The 18841-nt window shown below is 71.2% G+C and carries 15 protein-coding genes; all 15 read left to right on the forward strand.

Annotated elements, in window-relative coordinates; translation table 11 throughout:
• Positions 1 to 121: 121 nt before the first annotated feature.
• The 15 genes from AC5DRG_RS43020 (at position 122) to AC5DRG_RS43090 (ending at position 18768) form a co-directional block, all read left to right on the forward strand.
• Complete coding sequence (locus AC5DRG_RS43020; RefSeq protein ID WP_491805290.1) at positions 122 to 1693, forward strand: sugar ABC transporter ATP-binding protein; 1572 nt, start codon at positions 122 to 124, stop codon at positions 1691 to 1693.
• A complete protein-coding gene (locus AC5DRG_RS43025; RefSeq protein WP_491805291.1) occupies positions 1690 to 2709 on the forward strand; it encodes an ABC transporter permease in 1020 nt (339 codons plus the stop codon). The genes AC5DRG_RS43020 and AC5DRG_RS43025 overlap by 4 nt, the downstream gene beginning before the upstream one ends.
• A gap of 17 nt (positions 2710 to 2726) precedes the next feature.
• Positions 2727 to 3773: a substrate-binding domain-containing protein gene (locus AC5DRG_RS43030; protein WP_491805292.1), complete on the forward strand. Its 1047-nt coding sequence runs from the start codon at positions 2727 to 2729 to the stop codon at positions 3771 to 3773.
• 170 nt (positions 3774 to 3943) lie between these two features.
• Complete coding sequence (locus AC5DRG_RS43035; RefSeq protein ID WP_491805293.1) at positions 3944 to 5140, forward strand: Gfo/Idh/MocA family protein; 1197 nt, start codon at positions 3944 to 3946, stop codon at positions 5138 to 5140.
• A gap of 18 nt (positions 5141 to 5158) precedes the next feature.
• Positions 5159 to 6157: a sugar phosphate isomerase/epimerase family protein gene (locus AC5DRG_RS43040; RefSeq protein ID WP_491805294.1), complete on the forward strand. Its 999-nt coding sequence runs from the start codon at positions 5159 to 5161 to the stop codon at positions 6155 to 6157.
• Between the two features lie 96 nt (positions 6158 to 6253).
• Entirely contained in the window at positions 6254 to 8755 is a 2502-nt protein-coding gene (locus tag AC5DRG_RS43045) for a PQQ-dependent sugar dehydrogenase (RefSeq protein ID WP_491805295.1), read from the forward strand.
• Positions 8756 to 8770: 15 nt separating this feature from the next.
• Positions 8771 to 10105: a ThuA domain-containing protein gene (locus AC5DRG_RS43050; RefSeq protein WP_491805296.1), complete on the forward strand. Its 1335-nt coding sequence runs from the start codon at positions 8771 to 8773 to the stop codon at positions 10103 to 10105.
• A 107-nt stretch (positions 10106 to 10212) separates the two neighbouring features.
• On the forward strand, positions 10213 to 11358 hold the full coding sequence (locus AC5DRG_RS43055; RefSeq protein WP_491805297.1) for an inositol-3-phosphate synthase: 1146 nt from the start codon (positions 10213 to 10215) through the stop codon (positions 11356 to 11358).
• Entirely contained in the window at positions 11355 to 12434 is a 1080-nt protein-coding gene (locus AC5DRG_RS43060) for an SCO3242 family prenyltransferase (RefSeq protein WP_491805298.1), read from the forward strand. The genes AC5DRG_RS43055 and AC5DRG_RS43060 overlap by 4 nt, the downstream gene beginning before the upstream one ends.
• A complete protein-coding gene (locus AC5DRG_RS43065) occupies positions 12431 to 13405 on the forward strand; it encodes a sugar phosphate isomerase/epimerase family protein (protein WP_491805299.1) in 975 nt (324 codons plus the stop codon). The genes AC5DRG_RS43060 and AC5DRG_RS43065 overlap by 4 nt, the downstream gene beginning before the upstream one ends.
• A complete protein-coding gene (locus tag AC5DRG_RS43070) occupies positions 13402 to 14100 on the forward strand; it encodes an EboA domain-containing protein (protein WP_491805300.1) in 699 nt (232 codons plus the stop codon). The genes AC5DRG_RS43065 and AC5DRG_RS43070 overlap by 4 nt, the downstream gene beginning before the upstream one ends.
• Positions 14100 to 14960, forward strand: coding sequence for a TatD family hydrolase (locus AC5DRG_RS43075; RefSeq protein WP_491805301.1), 861 nt, complete (start codon positions 14100 to 14102; stop codon positions 14958 to 14960). The genes AC5DRG_RS43070 and AC5DRG_RS43075 overlap by 1 nt, the downstream gene beginning before the upstream one ends.
• 3 nt (positions 14961 to 14963) lie before the next feature.
• Positions 14964 to 16262 carry a metabolite traffic protein EboE gene (gene eboE, locus AC5DRG_RS43080; RefSeq protein WP_491805302.1) on the forward strand — a complete coding sequence of 433 codons (1299 nt, stop codon included), beginning with the start codon at positions 14964 to 14966 and terminating at the stop codon, positions 16260 to 16262.
• The gene (locus AC5DRG_RS43085; RefSeq protein ID WP_491805303.1) at positions 16259 to 17668 is read left to right on the forward strand and encodes an alkaline phosphatase family protein; all 1410 of its coding nucleotides are present in this window, start codon (positions 16259 to 16261) and stop codon (positions 17666 to 17668) included. The genes eboE and AC5DRG_RS43085 overlap by 4 nt, the downstream gene beginning before the upstream one ends.
• A 59-nt stretch (positions 17669 to 17727) precedes the next feature.
• Positions 17728 to 18768 carry a sugar phosphate isomerase/epimerase family protein gene (locus AC5DRG_RS43090; RefSeq protein ID WP_491805304.1) on the forward strand — a complete coding sequence of 347 codons (1041 nt, stop codon included), beginning with the start codon at positions 17728 to 17730 and terminating at the stop codon, positions 18766 to 18768.
• The last annotated feature ends 73 nt before the right edge of the window (positions 18769 to 18841 follow it).

The raw sequence follows: 18841 nt of genomic DNA on the forward strand, positions 1-18841 counted from the left end.
ACCTCGCACAGCAACACCTCGCGCGACGACACCTTCAGAGCCGCTTACTCACCTCCTCCGCACAGCGCCCTGCTCTGCCCTGCCCTGAAACCGGCCCGCACGCCTGCCAAGGGGAACCGTCATGGCACCCGAACCACCGCTGCTCACCATGTCCGGCATCACCAAGTCGTTCCCCGGAGTCCGGGCCCTCGACGGCGTCGACCTCGACGTCCAAGCGGGTGAAGTGCACTGTCTGCTCGGCCAGAACGGGGCCGGGAAGTCCACCCTCATCAAGGTCCTGGCCGGCGCCCACCAGCCCGACGACGGCACGATCGACTGGCGCGGCGAGCCGGTCACCCTCCGCTCGCCCATCGCCGCCATGCGCCTCGGCATCGCCACCATCTACCAGGAACTCGACCTGGTGGAGGGCCTGTCGGTCGCCGAGAACGTCCACCTCGGCCATGAACCCACGGCCGTCGGCTTCGTCGTACGGGGTAAGGCGGCGCGAGTGTCAACAGCCAAGCTGTTGAAGCGACTTGGGCATCCAGAGATCGACCCGGCGCGCCTGGTGGGGGAGTTGTCGGCGGCGCAGCAGCAGATCGTGTCCATGGCGCGGGCGCTCTCCCACGACGTGCGGCTCATCGTGATGGACGAGCCGTCCGCCGCGCTCGACCCCGACGAGGTCGACAACCTCTTCCGGATCGTGGGGGATCTGACCGCCGACGGCGTCGCCGTCGTCTACATCTCCCACCGGCTGGAGGAGATCCGCCGCATCGGCGACCGGGTGACCGTGCTCAAGGACGGGCGGGCGGTGGCGGGCGGACTCCCGGCGAAGTCGACGCCGACCCGCGAGGTCGTCGCGCTGATGACGGGGCGGAACGTCGAGTACGTCTTCCCCGAGCGGCCCACGTCGAGGGCGGGCGGAACGCCGGTGCTTGAGGTGCGAGGGCTGGCCCGGGAGGGCGAGTTCGAGCCCTTCGACCTGGAGGTCCGCCCGGGCGAGATCGTCGGGCTTGCCGGGCTCGTCGGATCCGGACGCTCCGAGATCCTGGAGACGATCTACGGAGCCCGCAGGCCCACCGCCGGTCAAGTCCTTGTCGACGGACGGCAGTTGAGAGGCGGCAGTGTCCGTGCCGCCGTCCGCGCCGGGCTCGGCCTCGCCCCCGAGGAACGCAAGGCGCAGGCCCTGCTGATGCTGGAGTCCGTCACCCGCAACGTGTCGGTCTCCTCCATGTCCCGCTTCGCACACGGGGGTTGGATCGACAGGGGCGCGGAAACGGGCGCGGCCCGGGCCGCGACCCGCGAGCTGTCGCTGCGCCCCGACAACCCCTCCGCGCCGATCCGTACCCTCTCCGGCGGCAACCAGCAGAAAGCCGTACTGGCCCGCTGGCTGCTGCGCGGCTGCCGGGTCCTGCTGCTCGACGAGCCGACCCGCGGCGTCGACGTCGGCGCCCGCGCCGAGCTCTACGCGGTGGTCCGCAGGCTCGCCGACGAGGGCCTCGCCGTACTGCTGGTCTCCAGCGAGGTCCCCGAGGTGCTCGGCCTCGCCGACCGCGTCCTGGTGCTGCGCGAGGGCCGCGTCGTCCACACGGCACCCGCCCCCGAACTCGACGAACACCGCGTACTCGACCTCGTCATGGAAGGAAGCCCTGTGGCCAGTGGAAGCCCAGCGGCCGGTTCGGCCGGGGCCGGCGAAGGGAGCCCGGCGTCATGACGCAGCACGCGTCCCCGCCCCGGAACGGCACCGACAAGGTGGCATCGGTGAGCCAACCCCCCACCTGGCGCGTCCTCGTGGCCCGCGCCGACGTCCGCACCCTCTCGCTCCTCGGCGTGCTCGCCGCACTGATCGTGATCGGCGGCATCACCAAACCCGACGAGTTCCTCGACACCCGCAACCTCCAACTCGTCCTCACCCAGGCCTCGGTGATCGGCGTCGTCACGGTCGGCATGACCTTCGTCATCATGTCGGGCGGCATCGACCTGTCCGTCGGCGCGATCGTCGCCCTCGCCTCGGTATGGGCGACCACCGTCGCCACCCAGGAGTACGGCTTCGCCGGCATCCTCTTCACCGCGGTACTCGTCGGAGTGGGCTGCGGCCTGGTCAACGGACTGCTCATCGCGTACGGCGGGATGGTCCCCTTCATCGCGACGCTCGCCATGCTCGCCTCGGCCCGCGGACTCGCCCTCCAGATCACCGACGGCAAGACGCAGATCGTCACGATCAACAGCGTCCTCGACCTCGGCGAGCGCGACGCGTACGTCCTCGGCGTACCGCCCCTGGTCATGGTCTTCGCGGTAGTGACGATCATCGGTTGGCTGATCCTGAACCGCACCACCTTCGGGCGCCGCACGGTCGCCGTCGGAGGCAACGCGGAGGCGGCCCGCCTGGCCGGCATCGACGTACGCCGCCAGCGCCTCTATCTGTACCTGCTCTCCGGACTGTGCTGCGGGATAGCCGCCTTCCTGCTGATCATCCTGTCCGGCTCGGGCCAGAACACCAACGGCAACCTGTACGAGCTGGACGCGATCGCCGCCGCGATCATCGGCGGCACCCTGCTCAGCGGGGGTCGCGGCACCATCGTCGGCTCGGTCCTGGGCGTCCTGATCTTCACCACGATCACCAATATCTTCGCCCTGAACAACCTGCAGAGCGACGTCCAGCAGATCGCCAAGGGCGCGATCATCGTCGCCGCCGTGCTCGTCCAGCGCCGTACCGCAAGCACGACCTGAGGGAAGGGTTCACCGCCATGCCAGAGCCGACGCCTTTCACGAGCCGCCGAGGGCTGCTCTTCGGGACCGCCGCCGTGGGGGCCGGCGTACTCCTCGCCGGTTGCACCAGCAACGAGTCCAGCGACGAGCCCGCGGCGAACGACCAGCCGGCCGCCGCCGACACCCCCGGCAAGGCCGTCACCATCGGCTTCGCCGGACCGCAGGCCGACCACGGCTGGCTCAACGCGATCAACGACAACGCCAAGAGCCGTGCCAAGAAGTATTCGGACGTGACGCTGGAGATCACCGAGGGCTCCAACGACACCGCCGCGCAGATCGGCCAGATCGAGACGCTGATCAACAAAAAGGTCGACGTGCTGGTGGTACTGCCCGCCGACGGCAAGGCGCTCACCCAGGTCGGCCTGAAGGCGATGCGGGCCGGAATCCCGGTCGTCAACCTGGACCGGATCTTCAACACCCCGCAGGCGTACCGCTGTTGGATAGGCGGCGACAACTACGGCATGGGCCTCAACGCCGGTCACTACATCGGCGAGCAGCTCAAGGACGTCGACGACGCCAAGGTCATCGAACTCGCCGGTCTCGACAACCTGGAGTTGACCAAGCAGCGCACCCAGGGCTTCGACGACGCGCTGAAGAACTACCCCAACATCAAGAAGGTGGCACGCCAGGCCGCCGAGTTCACCGTGGAGACCGGACAGGCCAAGATGGCCCAACTTCTCCAGGCCCAGCCGAAGTTCGACGCACTGTGGAACCACGACGACGACCAGGGTGTGGGCGCGCTGCGGGCCATCGAACAGGCCGGGCGCGAGGACTTCCTGATGGTCGGCGGGGCGGGCGCGCTCTCCGCCTTCCAGGCCATCAAGCAGGACAACGGTGTCCTGAAGGCGACCGTCCTCTACCCGCCGACCATGGCCGCCTCCGCGATCGACCTCGCCCGCGCCCTCGGCCAGGGCAAGGGCGTCGGCGGCCTCGCCGAGTTCGAGATCCCGGCCTCGCTGACGCTCTACTCGGCCGTCGTCGACAAGGACAACGTCGACCAGTACATGCCGACCGGCTTCAAGTAGAGGGACCGGGCCGGAGGCTGGGGCGAGTTCTCAGGCGTGCGGTTCTGCCGCGCCCTTCAGGGGCGCGGGGCTGTGTCTATATGCGGCTCCGCCGCGTGGGCGCGACCAGCCACAACGCACCCGCAGCCGACCCACTGGATCACCCCCCCCACCACGAGGAGGACTTCCGCATGGCACAGCCGCAGGCAGACGCCGACAAGCCGGCACTGGGCGTCGGCATGGTCGGATACGCGTTCATGGGCGCCGCCCACTCCCAGGGCTGGCGCACAGTGGGCCGCGTCTTCGACCTGCCCCGGCGCCCGGTGCTCGCCGCGATCTGCGGCCGAGACCCCGGTGCCGTCCGAGCGGCAGCGAACAGGCACGGCTGGGCGGCGGCCGAGACCGACTGGCGGGCCCTGATCGAACGGGACGACGTCGACCTCGTCGATATCTGCACCCCCGGCGACAGCCACGCCGAGATCGCCGTCGCGGCGCTCGCCGCCGGCAAGCACGTCCTGTGCGAGAAGCCCCTCGCCAACACCGTCGAAGAGGCGGAAGCCATGACGGCCGCCGCCGAACAGGCCTTGGAACGCGGCCAGTTGGCGATGGTCGGCTTCAACTACCGCCGGGTGCCCGCCACGGCGCTGGCCCGTGGCATGGTGGCGGACGGCCGGCTCGGCACCCTGCGGCACGTGCGGGTGACGTACCTTCAGGACTGGCTGGTGGACCCGGAGTTCCCGCTGACCTGGCGGCTGCGCAAGGAGTTGGCCGGCTCGGGCTCCCTCGGCGACCTGGGCGCGCACATCGTCGACCTCGCCCAATACCTGGCGGGCGAGCCGCTGAGCGGGGTGTCGGCGCTCACCGAGACCTTCGTACGACAGCGCCCGCTGCCCGGCGCGGCGACCGGCGGGCTCAGCGCCGTCGCGTCCGCCGGCACCGGACAGGTCACCGTCGACGACGCCGCCCTGTTCACCGGCCGCTTCGCCTCGGGCGCCCTCGCCTCCTTCGAGGCCACCCGCTACGCGACCGGCCGCAAGAACGCCCTGCACATCGAACTCAACGGCGAGCGCGGCTCGTTGGCCTTCGACCTGGAGCGCCTCAACGAACTCTCCTACCACGACGGTACGGAGCCCGGTGCCCACGCCGGCTTCCGCCGCATCCTCGTCACCGAACCCGACCACCCCTACCTGGACGCCTGGTGGCCGCCCGGCCACGGTCTCGGCTACGAGCACACCTTCGTCCACCAGGCCCGCGACCTCGTCCTCGCGATCGCCGAGGGCCGCCAGCCGCGCCCCTCCTTCGCGGACGGCCTCCAGGTGCAGCGCGTCCTCGCGGCCGTCGAGGAGAGCGCCGAGAAGAACTCCGTCTACACCCCGATCGCCCTCTGATCCCGAGGAGCCCCGGACATGCCCCGCACCTTCACGCTCTTCACCGGCCAGTGGGCCGACCTCCCCCTCGAAGAGGTCTGCGCCCTGGCCCGCGACTTCGGCTACGACGGCCTCGAACTCGCCTGCTGGGGAGACCACTTCGAGGTCGACAAGGCGCTCAGGGACCCCTCGTACATCGACTCCCGGCACGCGCTCCTCGACAAGTACGGCCTCAAGTGCTGGGCGATCTCCAACCACTTGGTGGGCCAGGCGGTCTGCGACGCCATCATCGACGAGCGCCACCGGGCGATCCTGCCCGACCGGATCTGGGGCGACGGCGACGCGGAGGGCGTACGGCGGCGGGCCGCCGCCGAGATCGCCGACACCGCACGCGCCGCGGCCGCCTTCGGCGTCGACACCGTCATCGGCTTCACCGGCTCCGCCATCTGGCACCTGGTCGCCATGTTCCCGCCCGCCTCCGAGGCGATGATCGACCGCGGCTACGAGGACTTCGCCGAGCGTTGGAACCCGATCCTCGACGTCTTCGACGCGCAGGGCGTGCGGTTCGCGCACGAGGTCCACCCGAGCGAGATCGCCTACGACTACTGGACAACTCACCGCGCACTGGAGGCAGTTGACCACCGGCCGGCCTTCGGTCTGAACTTCGACCCCTCTCACTTCGTGTGGCAGGACCTCGACCCGGTCGGCTTCCTGTGGGACTTCCGCGACCGCATCTACCACGTCGACTGCAAAGAGGCCCGCAAGCGGCTCGACGGACGCAACGGCCGCCTCGGCTCCCACCTGCCCTGGGGCGACCCGCGCCGCGGCTGGGACTTCGTGTCGGCCGGCCACGGCGACGTCCCCTGGGAGGACGTCTTCCGCATGCTCCGCTCCATCGACTACCAGGGCCCCATCTCCGTCGAGTGGGAGGACGCCGGCATGGACCGGCTCCAGGGCGCACCCGAGGCCCTGACCCACCTCAAGGCGTACGACTTCGAGCCCCCGTCGGCCTCGTTCGACGCGGCGTTCGGCAACTGACGTTCCCGCGAGGGACTTTCCCGAACTCTCCGGGGTGACGGCGCACCCCGGCGCAACGCACCCGCATGTACAACCAGCCCCATTCTGGAGGCATCCGTGCACGCGAACGACCGCACCACCAGCACCGACAGAAACGAGACCCACAGACGACGCCCGTCCTTCCGTAAGGCAGTCGCCCTGCTCAGCGGGGCACTCCTGGCAGGCGCATCGCTCACCCTCGCCGCTCCCCAGGCCGGCGCAGCCGTCGCCGACCCGGTCCAGGTGACCGCGGCCGAGGACTTCCAGCAGGTCACCCTGGCCAAGGGCGAGCCGGAGGTCGGCGAACCCATGTCGCTCGCCGTCCTCCCGGACCGCTCGGTCCTGCACACCTCGCGCGACGGCGAACTCCGCATCACCGACGCGGCGGGCAACACCCGGCTCTCCGGCAAGCTCGACGTCTACTCCCACGACGAAGAAGGCCTCCAAGGCATCGGCGTGGACCCGGACTTCGCCGCCAACCGCTTCATCTACCTCTACTACGCACCCCCGTTGAACACCCCGGCCGGCGATGCCCCGGAGACCGGTACGGCGGCCGACTTCGCACCCTTCGACGGCGTCAACCGGCTGTCGAGGTTCGTGCTCAACACGGACGGCACCCTCGACAACGCCAGCGAGACGAAGATCCTCGACATCCCGGCCTCCCGCGGCATCTGCTGCCACGTCGGCGGCGACATCGACTTCGACGTGGCGGGCAACCTGTACCTGTCGACGGGCGACGACTCCAACCCGTTCCAGTCGGACGGCTTCACTCCCATCGACGAACGGTCCGACCGCAACCCGGCCTTCGACGCCCAGCGTTCGTCCGCCAACACCAACGACCTGCGCGGCAAGATCCTGCGCATCAAGGTGAACGCCGACGGCTCGTACGCGATCCCCGACGGCAACCTCTTCGCCCCCGGCACCGACAAGACGCGGCCCGAGATCTACGCCATGGGCTTCCGCAACCCCTTCCGCTTCAGCGTCGACAAGGCCACCGGCATCCTCTACGTCGGCGACTACGGCCCCGACGCGGGCGCCGCCGACCCGGCGCGCGGACCGGCCGGCCAGGTCGAGTTCGCGCGATTGACCGCCCCCGGCAACTTCGGATGGCCGTACTGCACGGGCGCCAACGACGCCTACGTGGACTACGACTTCGCCACCGGCACCTCGGGCGCGTCCTTCGACTGCGACGCGCCGAAGAACACCTCGCCGCACAACACCGGCCTCACCGACCTGCCCCCGGCGCAGGCCGCCTGGATTCCGTACGACGGCCCGTCCGTCCCGGAGTTCGGCACCGGCTCCGAGTCCCCGATGGGCGGCCCGGTCTACCACTACGACGCCTCGCTCGACTCGCCGGTGAAGTTCCCCGAGGCCTACGACGGCGACTTCTTCGCCGGGGAGTTCGGCCGCCGCTGGATCAAGCGCATCACCAGCGACGACAACGGCACCGTCCAGTCGATCAACGACATTCCGTGGACCGGCACCCAGGTGATGGACATGGCCTTCGGCCCGGACGGCGCGCTGTACGTCCTCGACTACGGCGTCTCCTGGTTCGGCGGCGACGAGAACTCGGCCCTGTACCGCATCGAGAACGCCACCGACGGCCACTCACCCGTCGCGCAGGCAGCGGCCAGTCGTACGTCCGGACAGGCACCGCTGAAGGTGCAGTTCTCCTCCGAGGGCACCAGTGACCAGGACGGCGACGCCCTCACCTACAGCTGGGACTTCGGCGACGGCGGCACGTCCACCGCGGCGAACCCGACGCACAAGTACAAGAAGAACGGCACGTACACCGCCACCCTGACCGCGAAGGACGCCTCGGGCCGCACGGGCAGTGCGAGCGTGCAGATCGTGGTCGGCAACACCGCGCCCAAGGTGACCCTTGAACTCCCGCGCGACGGCCAGCTGTTCAGCTTCGGCGACGCGATCCCCTTCAAGGTCAAGGTCACCGACCCCGAGGACGGGACCATCGACTGCTCGAAGGTCACGGTCACCTTCGTCCTCGGCCACGACAGCCACGGCCACCCCGTGACCTCCGCGAACGGCTGCACCGGCACCATCCAGACCAGCGCCGACGGCGGCCACGACGAGGACGCCAACATCTTCGGCGTCATGGACGCCGAGTACACCGACAACGGAGGCGGCGGCCAGGCCGCACTGACCACCCACGACCAGAGCGTCCTCCAGCCCCGGCACCGCCAGGCCGAGCACTTCGGCAACAGTTCCGGCGTCTCGGTCATCGCCAAGGACACCGCGCACGGCGGCAACACGGTCGGCGACATCGACAACGGCGACTGGATCTCGTTCACGCCGTACGTCCTGAGCAATGCCAAGTCGATCACCGCGCGCATCTCCTCCGGCGGCGCGGGCGGCACGCTCGAGGTCCGTGCGGGGTCCTCGACCGGCACCCTGCTCGGCAAGGCGACCGTGCCGGTGACCGGCGGCTGGGAAACCTTCCAGGACGTCAGCGCCGACCTGTCCCGCGCACCGAGGGGCACGACCACGCTCTACCTCGTCTTCAAGGGGAGCGGCTCCGGAGCCCTGTACGACGTGGACGACTTCACCTTCACGACCGGCTGAGAGGCGGTGGTCACGATGCGCTCAACAGGGCGACTCAGTACGGTCGTTGCGGGTGCTGCTCTGCTCATCGGCTGCGTTTCCGAGCCGGCCGCCTCGCACCCGGCGGACGCCGGCCGAGTGCTGGTCTTCTCCAAGACGGCCGGCTTTCGGCACGACTCCATCCCCGACGGCGTCGCGGCGGTGAAGCAACTCGGCGAGACGGGCGGCTTCACGGTCGACGCCACCGAGGACGCGGGCGCGTTCACCGCCCGCAACCTGCGTCGCTACGACGCGGTTGTCTTCCTGTCGACGACGGGTGATGTGCTCGACGACGCCCAACAGCGCGCCTTCGAGGGCTACATCCGGCACGGTGGCGGCTATATCGGCGTCCACGCCGCGGCCGACACCGAGTACGACTGGGCGTTCTACGGCGGGCTCGTCGGCGCGTATTTCGAGTCGCACCCGGCGATCCAGCGCGCGACGGTGCACGCCGAGGACCGTGCCCACCCGGCGACCTCGGGTCTGAACGCCACCTGGGACCGCACGGACGAGTGGTACAACTACCGCTCCAACCCCCGGGAGAGGGTGCACGTCCTCGCCGCCCTCGACGAGTCGTCGTACACCGGCGGCACCATGGCGGGCGACCATCCGATCGCCTGGTGCCAGACCTACCAGGGCGGACGCGCCTTCTACACCGGCGCAGGCCACACCAAGGAGTCCTACGCCGAACCCGCCTTCCGGCAGCACCTGTTGGGCGGAATCCGCTGGGCGACGGGCGAAGCACAGGCGGACTGCCGCCCGGAGAACGGCTACCGCCCGCTCTTCGACGGCACCCCCGCCTCCCTCGACGGCTGGCGGCAAGCGGGCCCCGGCTCGTTCGCACTGAGCGACGACGGCACGCTGACGTCGTCGGGCGGCCTGGGTCTGCTCTGGTACGCCGACCAGGGCTTCGGCGCGTACTCGCTGAAGCTCGACTGGAGGGTGGACGGAGACGACAATTCCGGTGTATTCGTGGGATTTCCGCCCTCGGGCGATCCGTGGTCGGCTGTCAACAACGGCTATGAGATCCAGATCGACGCCACGGACGTACCCGAGAAGACCACGGGTTCGGTCTACGGCTTCCAGTCCGCCGACCTCGACCGGCGCGACCGTGCGCTGAACCCGCCGGGGGAGTGGAACACGTACGAGATCCGCGTGGAGGGCGAACGCCTCCGCGTCTGGCTCAACGGCGTGAAGATCAACGATTTCACCAACACCGATCCGGCCCGGAGCCTGAGCGACGGACATGTCGGCATCCAGAACCACGGAGCCGACGACCAGGTGTCCTTCCGCGACATCCGGCTCAAGGAACTGCCCGTCAAGGGCGACTGAGCGGCGGCGGGCGGGGGACGCCGGACTCCCGCCCGCCGTCTCCCGCCCAGGCCCTGTCGTCACGACAGGACCTGGGCCGGGGCCCACGTACAGCAAGGAGGCTGTCCATGCCCGCGTCCTCTTCCCGACCTTCCCGCGCAGGGGTGTGGCTGATCGGAGCACGCGGCTCCGTCGCCACGACCACCGTCGCGGGCTGCGCAGCCGTGACCGCGGGACTGCACCCACCCATGGGCATGGTCACCGAAACCCCCGACTTCACGGACAGCGGCCTGCCACCCCTCTCCTCCCTCGTCTTCGGCGGTCACGACACGGTGGACTGCCCCCTGCCCAAACGGGCCGAGGCACTTGCGGCAGGAGGCGTGCTCCCACCCGACCTCCCCACGGCGATCGCCGCCGAACTCGTCGCCGCGGACAGGGAGATCAGGCCCGGCCGCCCCGCCCCCGGCGACACCCGCGACGAGGAGCAGCTGATCGCCGCCTTCACCGCGGACATACAGGACTTCGTACGACGCCGAGAGCTGGCGCGGGCGGTCGTGGTGAACGTCGCCTCCACCGAACCCACCCCCACCGGCAAGGCCCTCCCCGCCAGCTCCCTCTACGCGGCGGCGGCCCTGCGCGCCGGCTGCCCCTACGTCAACTTCACCCCCTCCGCGGGCCTGCACCACCCGGCGCTGGCCGCCCGGGCGTCGGCGTCCGGCCTGCCCTACGCGGGCCGCGACGGCAAGACCGGCCAGACCCTGCTCCGCTCCGTCCTGGGCCCGATGTTCACCCAACGTGCCCTCGCGGTCCGGGCCTGGTCCGGCACCAACCTGCTCGGCGGCGGCGACGGAGCCGCCCTCTCCGACCCGGCCGCCGCAGCCGCGAAGAACGCCGGCAAGGAGCGGGTCCTCACCGACACCCTCGGCACCACCCCCGAGGGCGAGACCCACATCGACGACGTCCCCGCCCTCGGCGACTGGAAGACCGCCTGGGACCACATCGCCTTCGACGGCTTCCTCGGCACCCGCATGATCCTCCAGACCATCTGGCAGGGCTGTGACTCCGCTCTGGCCGCCCCCCTCGTCCTCGACCTGGCCCGCCTCCTCCTCCGCGCCCACGAAACCGGCCTCTCCGGCCCACTCACTGAACTCGCCTTCTACTTCAAGGACCCGGTGGGGGAGGGCCCGTCGGCTCTGGGCGAGCAGTACGCGGCACTGGTGGGCTTCGGGGAGCGGTTGAGGGAGGTGGCGGGGTGTCCGGGGGAGGGGCGATGAGCGCGGGTGGAACCGGCCGCCCGGCGATCTCGCACCGCACCTCTGCCCGTGCACGTGCCTGGGCCGAACTGCTCCGCCTCCCGGCCCTGTTCACAGTCCCCGGCGACGCCCTGGCGGGCGCGGCAGCCACCGCCGTACGCCCCAACGCCCGCACCTTGCTCGCCATCGGCTCCTCCCTCTGTCTCTACGAGGCCGGCATGGCCCTCAACGACTGGGCGGACCGCGACGAGGACGCCCTGGAACGCCCCCACCGCCCCCTCCCCTCCGGCCGCATCCACCCGGCGACCGCCCTCACAGCTGCCTGCGTGTTCACGGCCGGCGGCCTGGCCCTGGCCGCCCGCGCAGGCCGCCCCGCCCTCACCGTCGCGGCCCCCCTCGCCGCCACGATCTGGGCCTACGACCTCACCCTCAAGCACACCCCGGCAGGCCCCGCCGCCATGGCAGCGGCTCGCGGCCTCGACCTGCTCCTGGGTGCCGCGGCCACCGCCGGCCACACCCGCGAAGCCCTCCCGTCCGCAGCCCTCCTCAGCACCCACACGCTGGCCGTCACCACCGTCTCCCGCCACGAAACGAGCGGCGGCTCACCCCTGGGCCCCTTGGCAGCCCTGGCCACGACTGCCGCGCTGACGCGACTACTGACGGTCGAGCGCACTGCGCGCACCTCCATGGGGGTGTCGGCGCACACCCCGGCCGAATCGGCTGCCGGGGCGAGCCACGCTGCCTCCCAGGTTCCGGCGGGCGGAGCAGAGACAGCCACGGTGCTCGGAACCCCGCGGTGGCCGGGCCCGCTGGTCGCCCCTCCAGCCCACGTCGCCCCCGCGCGCCTCACCGCGACGGACGCCCTCCGCACGGCCCTCGCCGCCGCCTACTCCGCAACCGCGGCCCGCCCCTACTTCCATGCCGCGCTCAACCCGTCACCCCCTCTCACCCAACGAGCCGTCGGAGGTGGCATCCGGGCCACCATCCCGCTCCAGGCCGCGCTCGCAGCCCGATCCGGCGCCGGAGTCACCGCACTGCTGACCGCGGCCCTGGCCCCGATCGCGCGGACCCTCGCGAGGAAGGTGAGCGTCACATGAGCCCCGAGGCCCTTCTCCTGAAGGCCACTCCCGCCCCCGACCCGGCCGGCGGCGACAGCCCCCTCCGCTTCGGCTACGGCACCAACGGCCTCACCGACCTCCGCCTCGACGACGCCCTCGCCCTGCTCGCCGACCTCGGCTACGACGGTGTCGGGCTGACCCTCGACCACATGCACCTCGACCCGCTCGCCCCGGACCTCGCCACCCGCACCCGCAGGGTCGCCGACCGGCTGGACGCCCTCGGTCTCGGCGTCACCGTGGAGACGGGCGCCCGCTATGTACTCGACGCCCGCCGCAAACACGGCCCCTCTCTTCTCGACCCGGACCCGGACGGCCGCGCCCTCCGCGTCCGCCTGCTCACCCGCGCCGTCCAGGTCGCCGCCGACCTCGGCGCCCACGCAGTGCACTGCTTCAGCGGGATCACCCCGGCGGGCACGGACGAGGACACGGCGTGGAAGCGCCTGGCCGAGACACTCACCCCGGTCCTGGACGCCGCGACCACGGCCGGCATCCCGCTCGCCGTCGAACCCGAACCCGGCCACCTCCTCGCCACCCTCGCCGACTTCCGCCGGCTCCGCCGCACCCTCGGCGACCCGGAGCCACTCGGCCTCACCCTCGACATCGGCCACTGCCAGTGCCTCGAACCCCTTCCTCCCGCCGACTGTGTCCGCGCCGCCGCCCCCTGGCTGCGCCACGTCCAGATCGAGGACATGCGCCGCGGCATCCACGAACACCTCCCTTTCGGAGACGGCGACATCGACTTCCCTCCAGTACTCGCGGCCCTGTCGGCCACGGGCTACCGCGGACTGACCGTCGTCGAGCTGCCCCGCCACTCCCACGCGGGACCCCACTACGCCGAAACCTCCCTCCCGTTCCTCCGCGAGGCCGCGGCGACGACCACGACACCGTCCGCTCCGGTCCCACCCCACGGCGATCCCTCCGCCACCCCGGAAGGGAGCAGCACCCCATGACCCACCTCCAGGCCGACCCGGGCACTCCGGCGGTGGGCACCACCCTCGCCCGCACCCCGCCGGACGACCTGCGCGCCCGTCTCAACTCCCGGCTCGGACCGGCCGCCCGTGCCTGGCTCGGCCACGCCCTCTCCGATGCCGCCGCCCAGCCCGGACTCCACGGCCCCATCTCCGTCTGGGAGTTGCGCCTCGCCGAGGCCGGCCGCCGCTGCGGCCCCGAACACGCCGACGCCGCCCGCGTCCTCATCCTCCACGCGGCCCACGCCGACACGGACGCCCTCACCCGCGTCTACTGTCAGGGCACCGCCGCCGAACGCCGCGCCGTCCTGCACGCCCTGCCGCACCTCGTACCGGGCCCCGAAGCCCTCCCGCTCGTCGAGGACGCCCTGCGCACCAACGACACCCGGCTCCTCGCAGCTGCCGTCGGCCCCTACGCCGCCGACCACCTCGCCGCCCACCACTGGCGGCACGCCGTCCTGAAGTGCCTGTTCACGGGCGTCCCGGTCGACAACGTGGCCGGCCTGCCCGAGCGTGCCCGCGCCGATGCGGAACTCGCCCGCATGCTCGGCGACTACGCCGCCGAACGCACCGCAGCGGGCCGTCCCGTACCGGAGGACCTGCACCGCGTCCTGGCCCTGACCGAGTCCGCACCCCCGCCGAACGGAACGGTCGACCCCCACGGCAAGGAGTCCTGATGCGCATCTTCGACCCCCACATCCACATGACGTCACGGACCACCGACGACTACGAGGCCATGCACGCCGCCGGCGTCCGCGCCGTCGTCGAGCCCTCCTTCTGGCTCGGCCAGCCCCGCACCTCTCCTGCCTCCTTCCTCGACTACTTCGACTCCCTCCTGGGCTGGGAGCCCTTCCGCGCCGCCCAGTACGGCATCGCCCACCACTGCACGCTCGCCCTCAACCCCAAGGAGGCGGGCGACCCGCGCTGTGCCCCCGTCCTCGACGAACTGCCCCGCTATCTCGTCAAGGACCAGGTCGTGGCCGTCGGCGAGATCGGCTACGACTCGATGACCCCCGCCGAGGACACCGCCCTCGCCACCCAGCTCCAACTGGCCGCCGACCACGCACTGCCCGCACTCGTCCACACCCCCCACCGCGACAAGCTCGCCGGCCTGCGCCGCACTCTCGACGTCGTCCGGGAGTCCGCACTGCCCCCGGAACACGTCCTGGTCGACCATCTCAACGAGATCACCGTCAAGGAGGCCAGGGACAGCGGTTGCTGGCTGGGCTTCTCCGTCTATCCGGACACCAAGATGGACGAGGAGCGGATGGTCGCGATCCTGCGCGAGTACGGCCCCGAGCAGGTCCTGGTGAACTCGGCCGCCGACTGGGGCCGCAGCGACCCCCTCAAGACCCGCAAGGTCGGCGACCTGATGCTGACGGAGGGCTTCACCGAGGACGAGGTCGACCGGGTGCTGTGGCGCAACCCCGTCGCCTTCTACGGGCTCAGCGGCCGCCTGAACCTTGACATCGCGGCAACCGACGCCACCCACGAGGGCAACTCCGTCCTGCGCGGCGCCCCCGTCCCGGAGGCATGAGCGATGCGCTTCCGCCACCCCGACGGCTCCACCGTCCACCTCGCCTACTGCACCAACGTCCACCCCGCCGAAACCCTCGACGGCGTCCTCGCCCAACTCCGTGACCACTGCGAACCGGTGCGCCGGCGCCTCGGCCGGGACCGACTGGGCATCGGCCTGTGGCTCGCGAAGGACGCCGCCCACGCCCTGGTCACCGACCCGTCCGCCCTGCGCGGTCTGCGTACCGAACTCGACCGCCGCGGCCTCGAAGTCGTCACCCTGAACGGCTTCCCGTACGAGGGCTTCGGCGCCGAGCAGGTCAAACACCGTGTCTACAAGCCGGACTGGGCCGACCCCGAGCGCCTCGCCCACACCACCGCCCTGGCCCGTGTCCTCGCCGGCCTCCTCCCCGACGACGTCACCGAGGGCAGCATCTCCACCCTCCCGCTCGCCTGGCGCACCGCCCACGACAAGGAGCGCGCGGAGGCCGCCCTCACCGCCCTGCTCACCCTCGCCGAACGCCTCGACGCACTGGAGGAGTTGACCGGCCGCTCCATCCACGTCGGCCTGGAACCGGAACCCGGCTGCACGGTCGAAACCACCGCCGACACCATCGCCCCGCTGACCGAGATCGCCCACCGCCGCGCCACGACCGCCCGCCATCGCGGCGCGCTCGCCGACCACCGCGTCGAAGCCGGACAGGAAGACGCCCCGCGCTCGACCGCCCACGTCCTCGTCGACGCCCACGACCCGCAGCGGACCCGCCCGGACCGCATCGGCATCTGCGTGGACACCTGCCACCTCGCCACCTCCTTCGAAGACCCGCACACCGCCCTGGACGCGCTCGCCCAAGCCGGCGTCCCCATCGTCAAATCGCAGCTCTCAGCCGCCCTGCACGCCGAACACCCCCATCTCCCCGAAGTCCGCGCGGCCCTCGCCGCCTTCGACGAACCCCGCTTCCTGCACCAGACCCGCACGGCGACCGCCGCCGGCCTGCGCGGCACCGACGATCTCGGCGAGGCGCTCAAGGGCGACACCCTGCCCGACGGCGCCCCCTGGCGAGCCCACTTCCACGTCCCGCTCCACGCGGCCCCGACCGCACCCCTCACCTCCACGCTCCCCGTACTGAAGGCCGCGCTGACCCGGCTGGTCGGCGGCCCGCACCCGCTCACCCGCCACCTCGAAGTCGAGACCTACACCTGGCAGGCACTCCCACCCGAGCTGCGACCCCGCGCCCGCGCTCAGCTCGCCGACGGCATCGCCGCCGAACTCACCCTCGCCCGCGACCTGTTGACGGACCTCGGCCTCAAGGAGCTGCCATGACCCAGCACCCGGCACCGCAGGCCCAGCGGGACCGTCCCACCCCACTCCTCGTCCTGGACGTCGTCGGCCTCACCCCCCGTCTCCTCGACCACATGCCCCACCTCAAGGCCCTCGGCCACTCCGGCTCCCGCGCACCACTCGGCACCGTCCTGCCCGCCGTCACCTGCGCCGCCCAGTCGACCTTCCTCACCGGCACCTACCCGTCGGAGCACGGCATCGTCGGCAACGGCTGGTACTTCCGCGAGCTCGGCGACGTACTCCTGTGGCGGCAGCACAACGGTCTCGTCGCCGGAGACAAGCTGTGGGACGCCGCCCGTCGAGCACACCCCGGCTATACGGTCGCCAACATCTGCTGGTGGTACGCCATGGGCGCCGACACCGACTTCACCGTCACCCCCCGTCCCGTCTACTACGCGGACGGCCGCAAGGAACCCGACTGCTACACCCGGCCGCCCGCCCTGCACGACGAACTCACCGAGAAACTCGGCACGTTCCCCCTCTTCCACTTCTGGGGTCCCGGCGCGGATCTCGTCTCCAGCCAGTGGATCATCGACGCGACCCGCCACATCCTGCGCACCCGCCACCCCGACCTGACGCTCTGTTACCTCCCCCATCTCGACTATGACCTGCAGCGCTTCGGCCCCGACGACCCGCGCTCCCGGAAAGCGGCCACCGACCTGGACACGGCCCTGGCCCCGCTCCTGGCCGACGCCCGCGCGGAGGGCCGTACCGTCGTCGCGCTCTCCGAATACGGCATCACCCGCGCGGACCGGCCCGTCGACATCAACCGGGCCCTGCGCGGCGCCGGTCTGCTGGAGGTGCACACGCAGGACGGCATGGAGTACCTCGACCCGATGGCATCTCGCGCCTTCGCCGTGGCCGACCATCAGATCGCCCACATCTATGTGCGCCGCCCCGAGGACCTGGACGCGACCCGGGCCGCGCTCGACGGACTGCCCGGCATCGAGCAACTCCTCGACGACGAGGGCAAGAAGACCCATCACCTCGACCATCCGCGCTCCGGCGAGCTCGTCGCCGTCGCGGAACCGGACGCCTGGTTCACGTACTACTACTGGCTCGACGACGCCCGCGCGCCCGACTTCGCGCAGCTCGTCGAGATCCACCGCAAACCCGGCTACGACCCGGTCGAACTCTTCATGGATCCCCTCGACCCCTACATCAAGGTCAAGGCGGCCACGGCACTGGCGCGCAAGAAACTCGGCATGCGCTACCGGATGGCGGTCGTGCCCCTCGACCCGTCACCTATTCGCGGCAGCCACGGCCGCCTTCCCGCGAGCGACGACGACGGTCCGCTCATCATCTGCTCCACCCCCCGCGCTGTCGGCGACCGCCTCGCGGCCACCGATGTGAAGTCACTCCTGCTCCAACTGGCCGGTCTCTCCTGACTGGTCACAAGTGAAGCACTCACCACTGACAACGCCCTTCGATCCCGAGGAGTTCCAGCATGAGCCGCATGCACCCGACCGACCCCGAACTCACCCACCGCCTCACCAGACGAGGCATGCTCGGCGTGGCCGCGGGCGCCACCGCCGCCGCACTGCTGGGCGCCGCCCCGGCCCCCGCGCTCGCCGCCACCGGGACCGAATCCGCGACCGCCGGCCGCGGCCGCCCCGTCCTGCCGCCCGGCCGGCTCGGCATCCAGCTCTACAGCCTGCGCGACAAGGTCTCCACGCTCGGCTTCGCCCCCGTCTTCGCCGAGTTGGAGAAGTACGGCTACGACGAGGTCGAGTTCGCCGGATACACCCAGGGCACGGCCGGCCCCATCACCCTCGCCCAGCTCAAGCGGCTGGCGCGCGACCACGGCCTGAACCCGATCGGCAGCCACGTCGGCTACTACTCCAGCGACCCGAACGCCTACACCTTCGCCCAGAACCTCACCAAGGTCCTCGACGACGCCCAGGCCCTCGGCCTCAAGCACATCGGCACCGCCTCCGGCCCCTTCCGCTACGGCTCGACCGTCGACGCGTGGAAGCGTGCGGCGGAGGAGTTCAACACGTACGGCGCGGCGGCCAAGGCGCGCGGCATGAAGTTCTACCAGCACAACCACTCCGAGGAGTTCTCCTTCGCCACCGACAACCCGAAGGTCCGCCTCTACGACGTGCTGCTCGCCGAGACCGACCCCCGCCTCGTGTTCCTGGAGATGGACATCTTCTGGGCCTACTCGGGCCAGTTCCGCTTCTCCAAGCGGCCCGACGGCACGCCCGCACCCTTCGAGCCCCTCGACTACGTACTGGAGCAGCCCGACCGCTACCCGCTCTTCCACGTGAAGGACGGCGTGAGCGACCCGTCCAACCAGTACGGCTACCGCATGACGGACGTCGGCGACGGAGACATCGACTACCAGCGGTTCATCTCCGGAGTCACCCGGCTGCGCGGCCACCGGCTGGCCCACCACTGGCAGGCCGAGCACGACCAGCCGACCGAGTCGTTCACCTTCGCGCGCCGCTCCAGCGAGTACCTCCACTCGCTGCGGGAGAAGTGCTGACGGAAACAGAAGAGGCGAGGCCCCACCGGCGCAGGGGGCGCTCCTCGCCGGTGGGGCCCCGCCGCCGCGTAGC

This window comes from Streptomyces sp. JLBG701 (assembly GCF_058544905.1).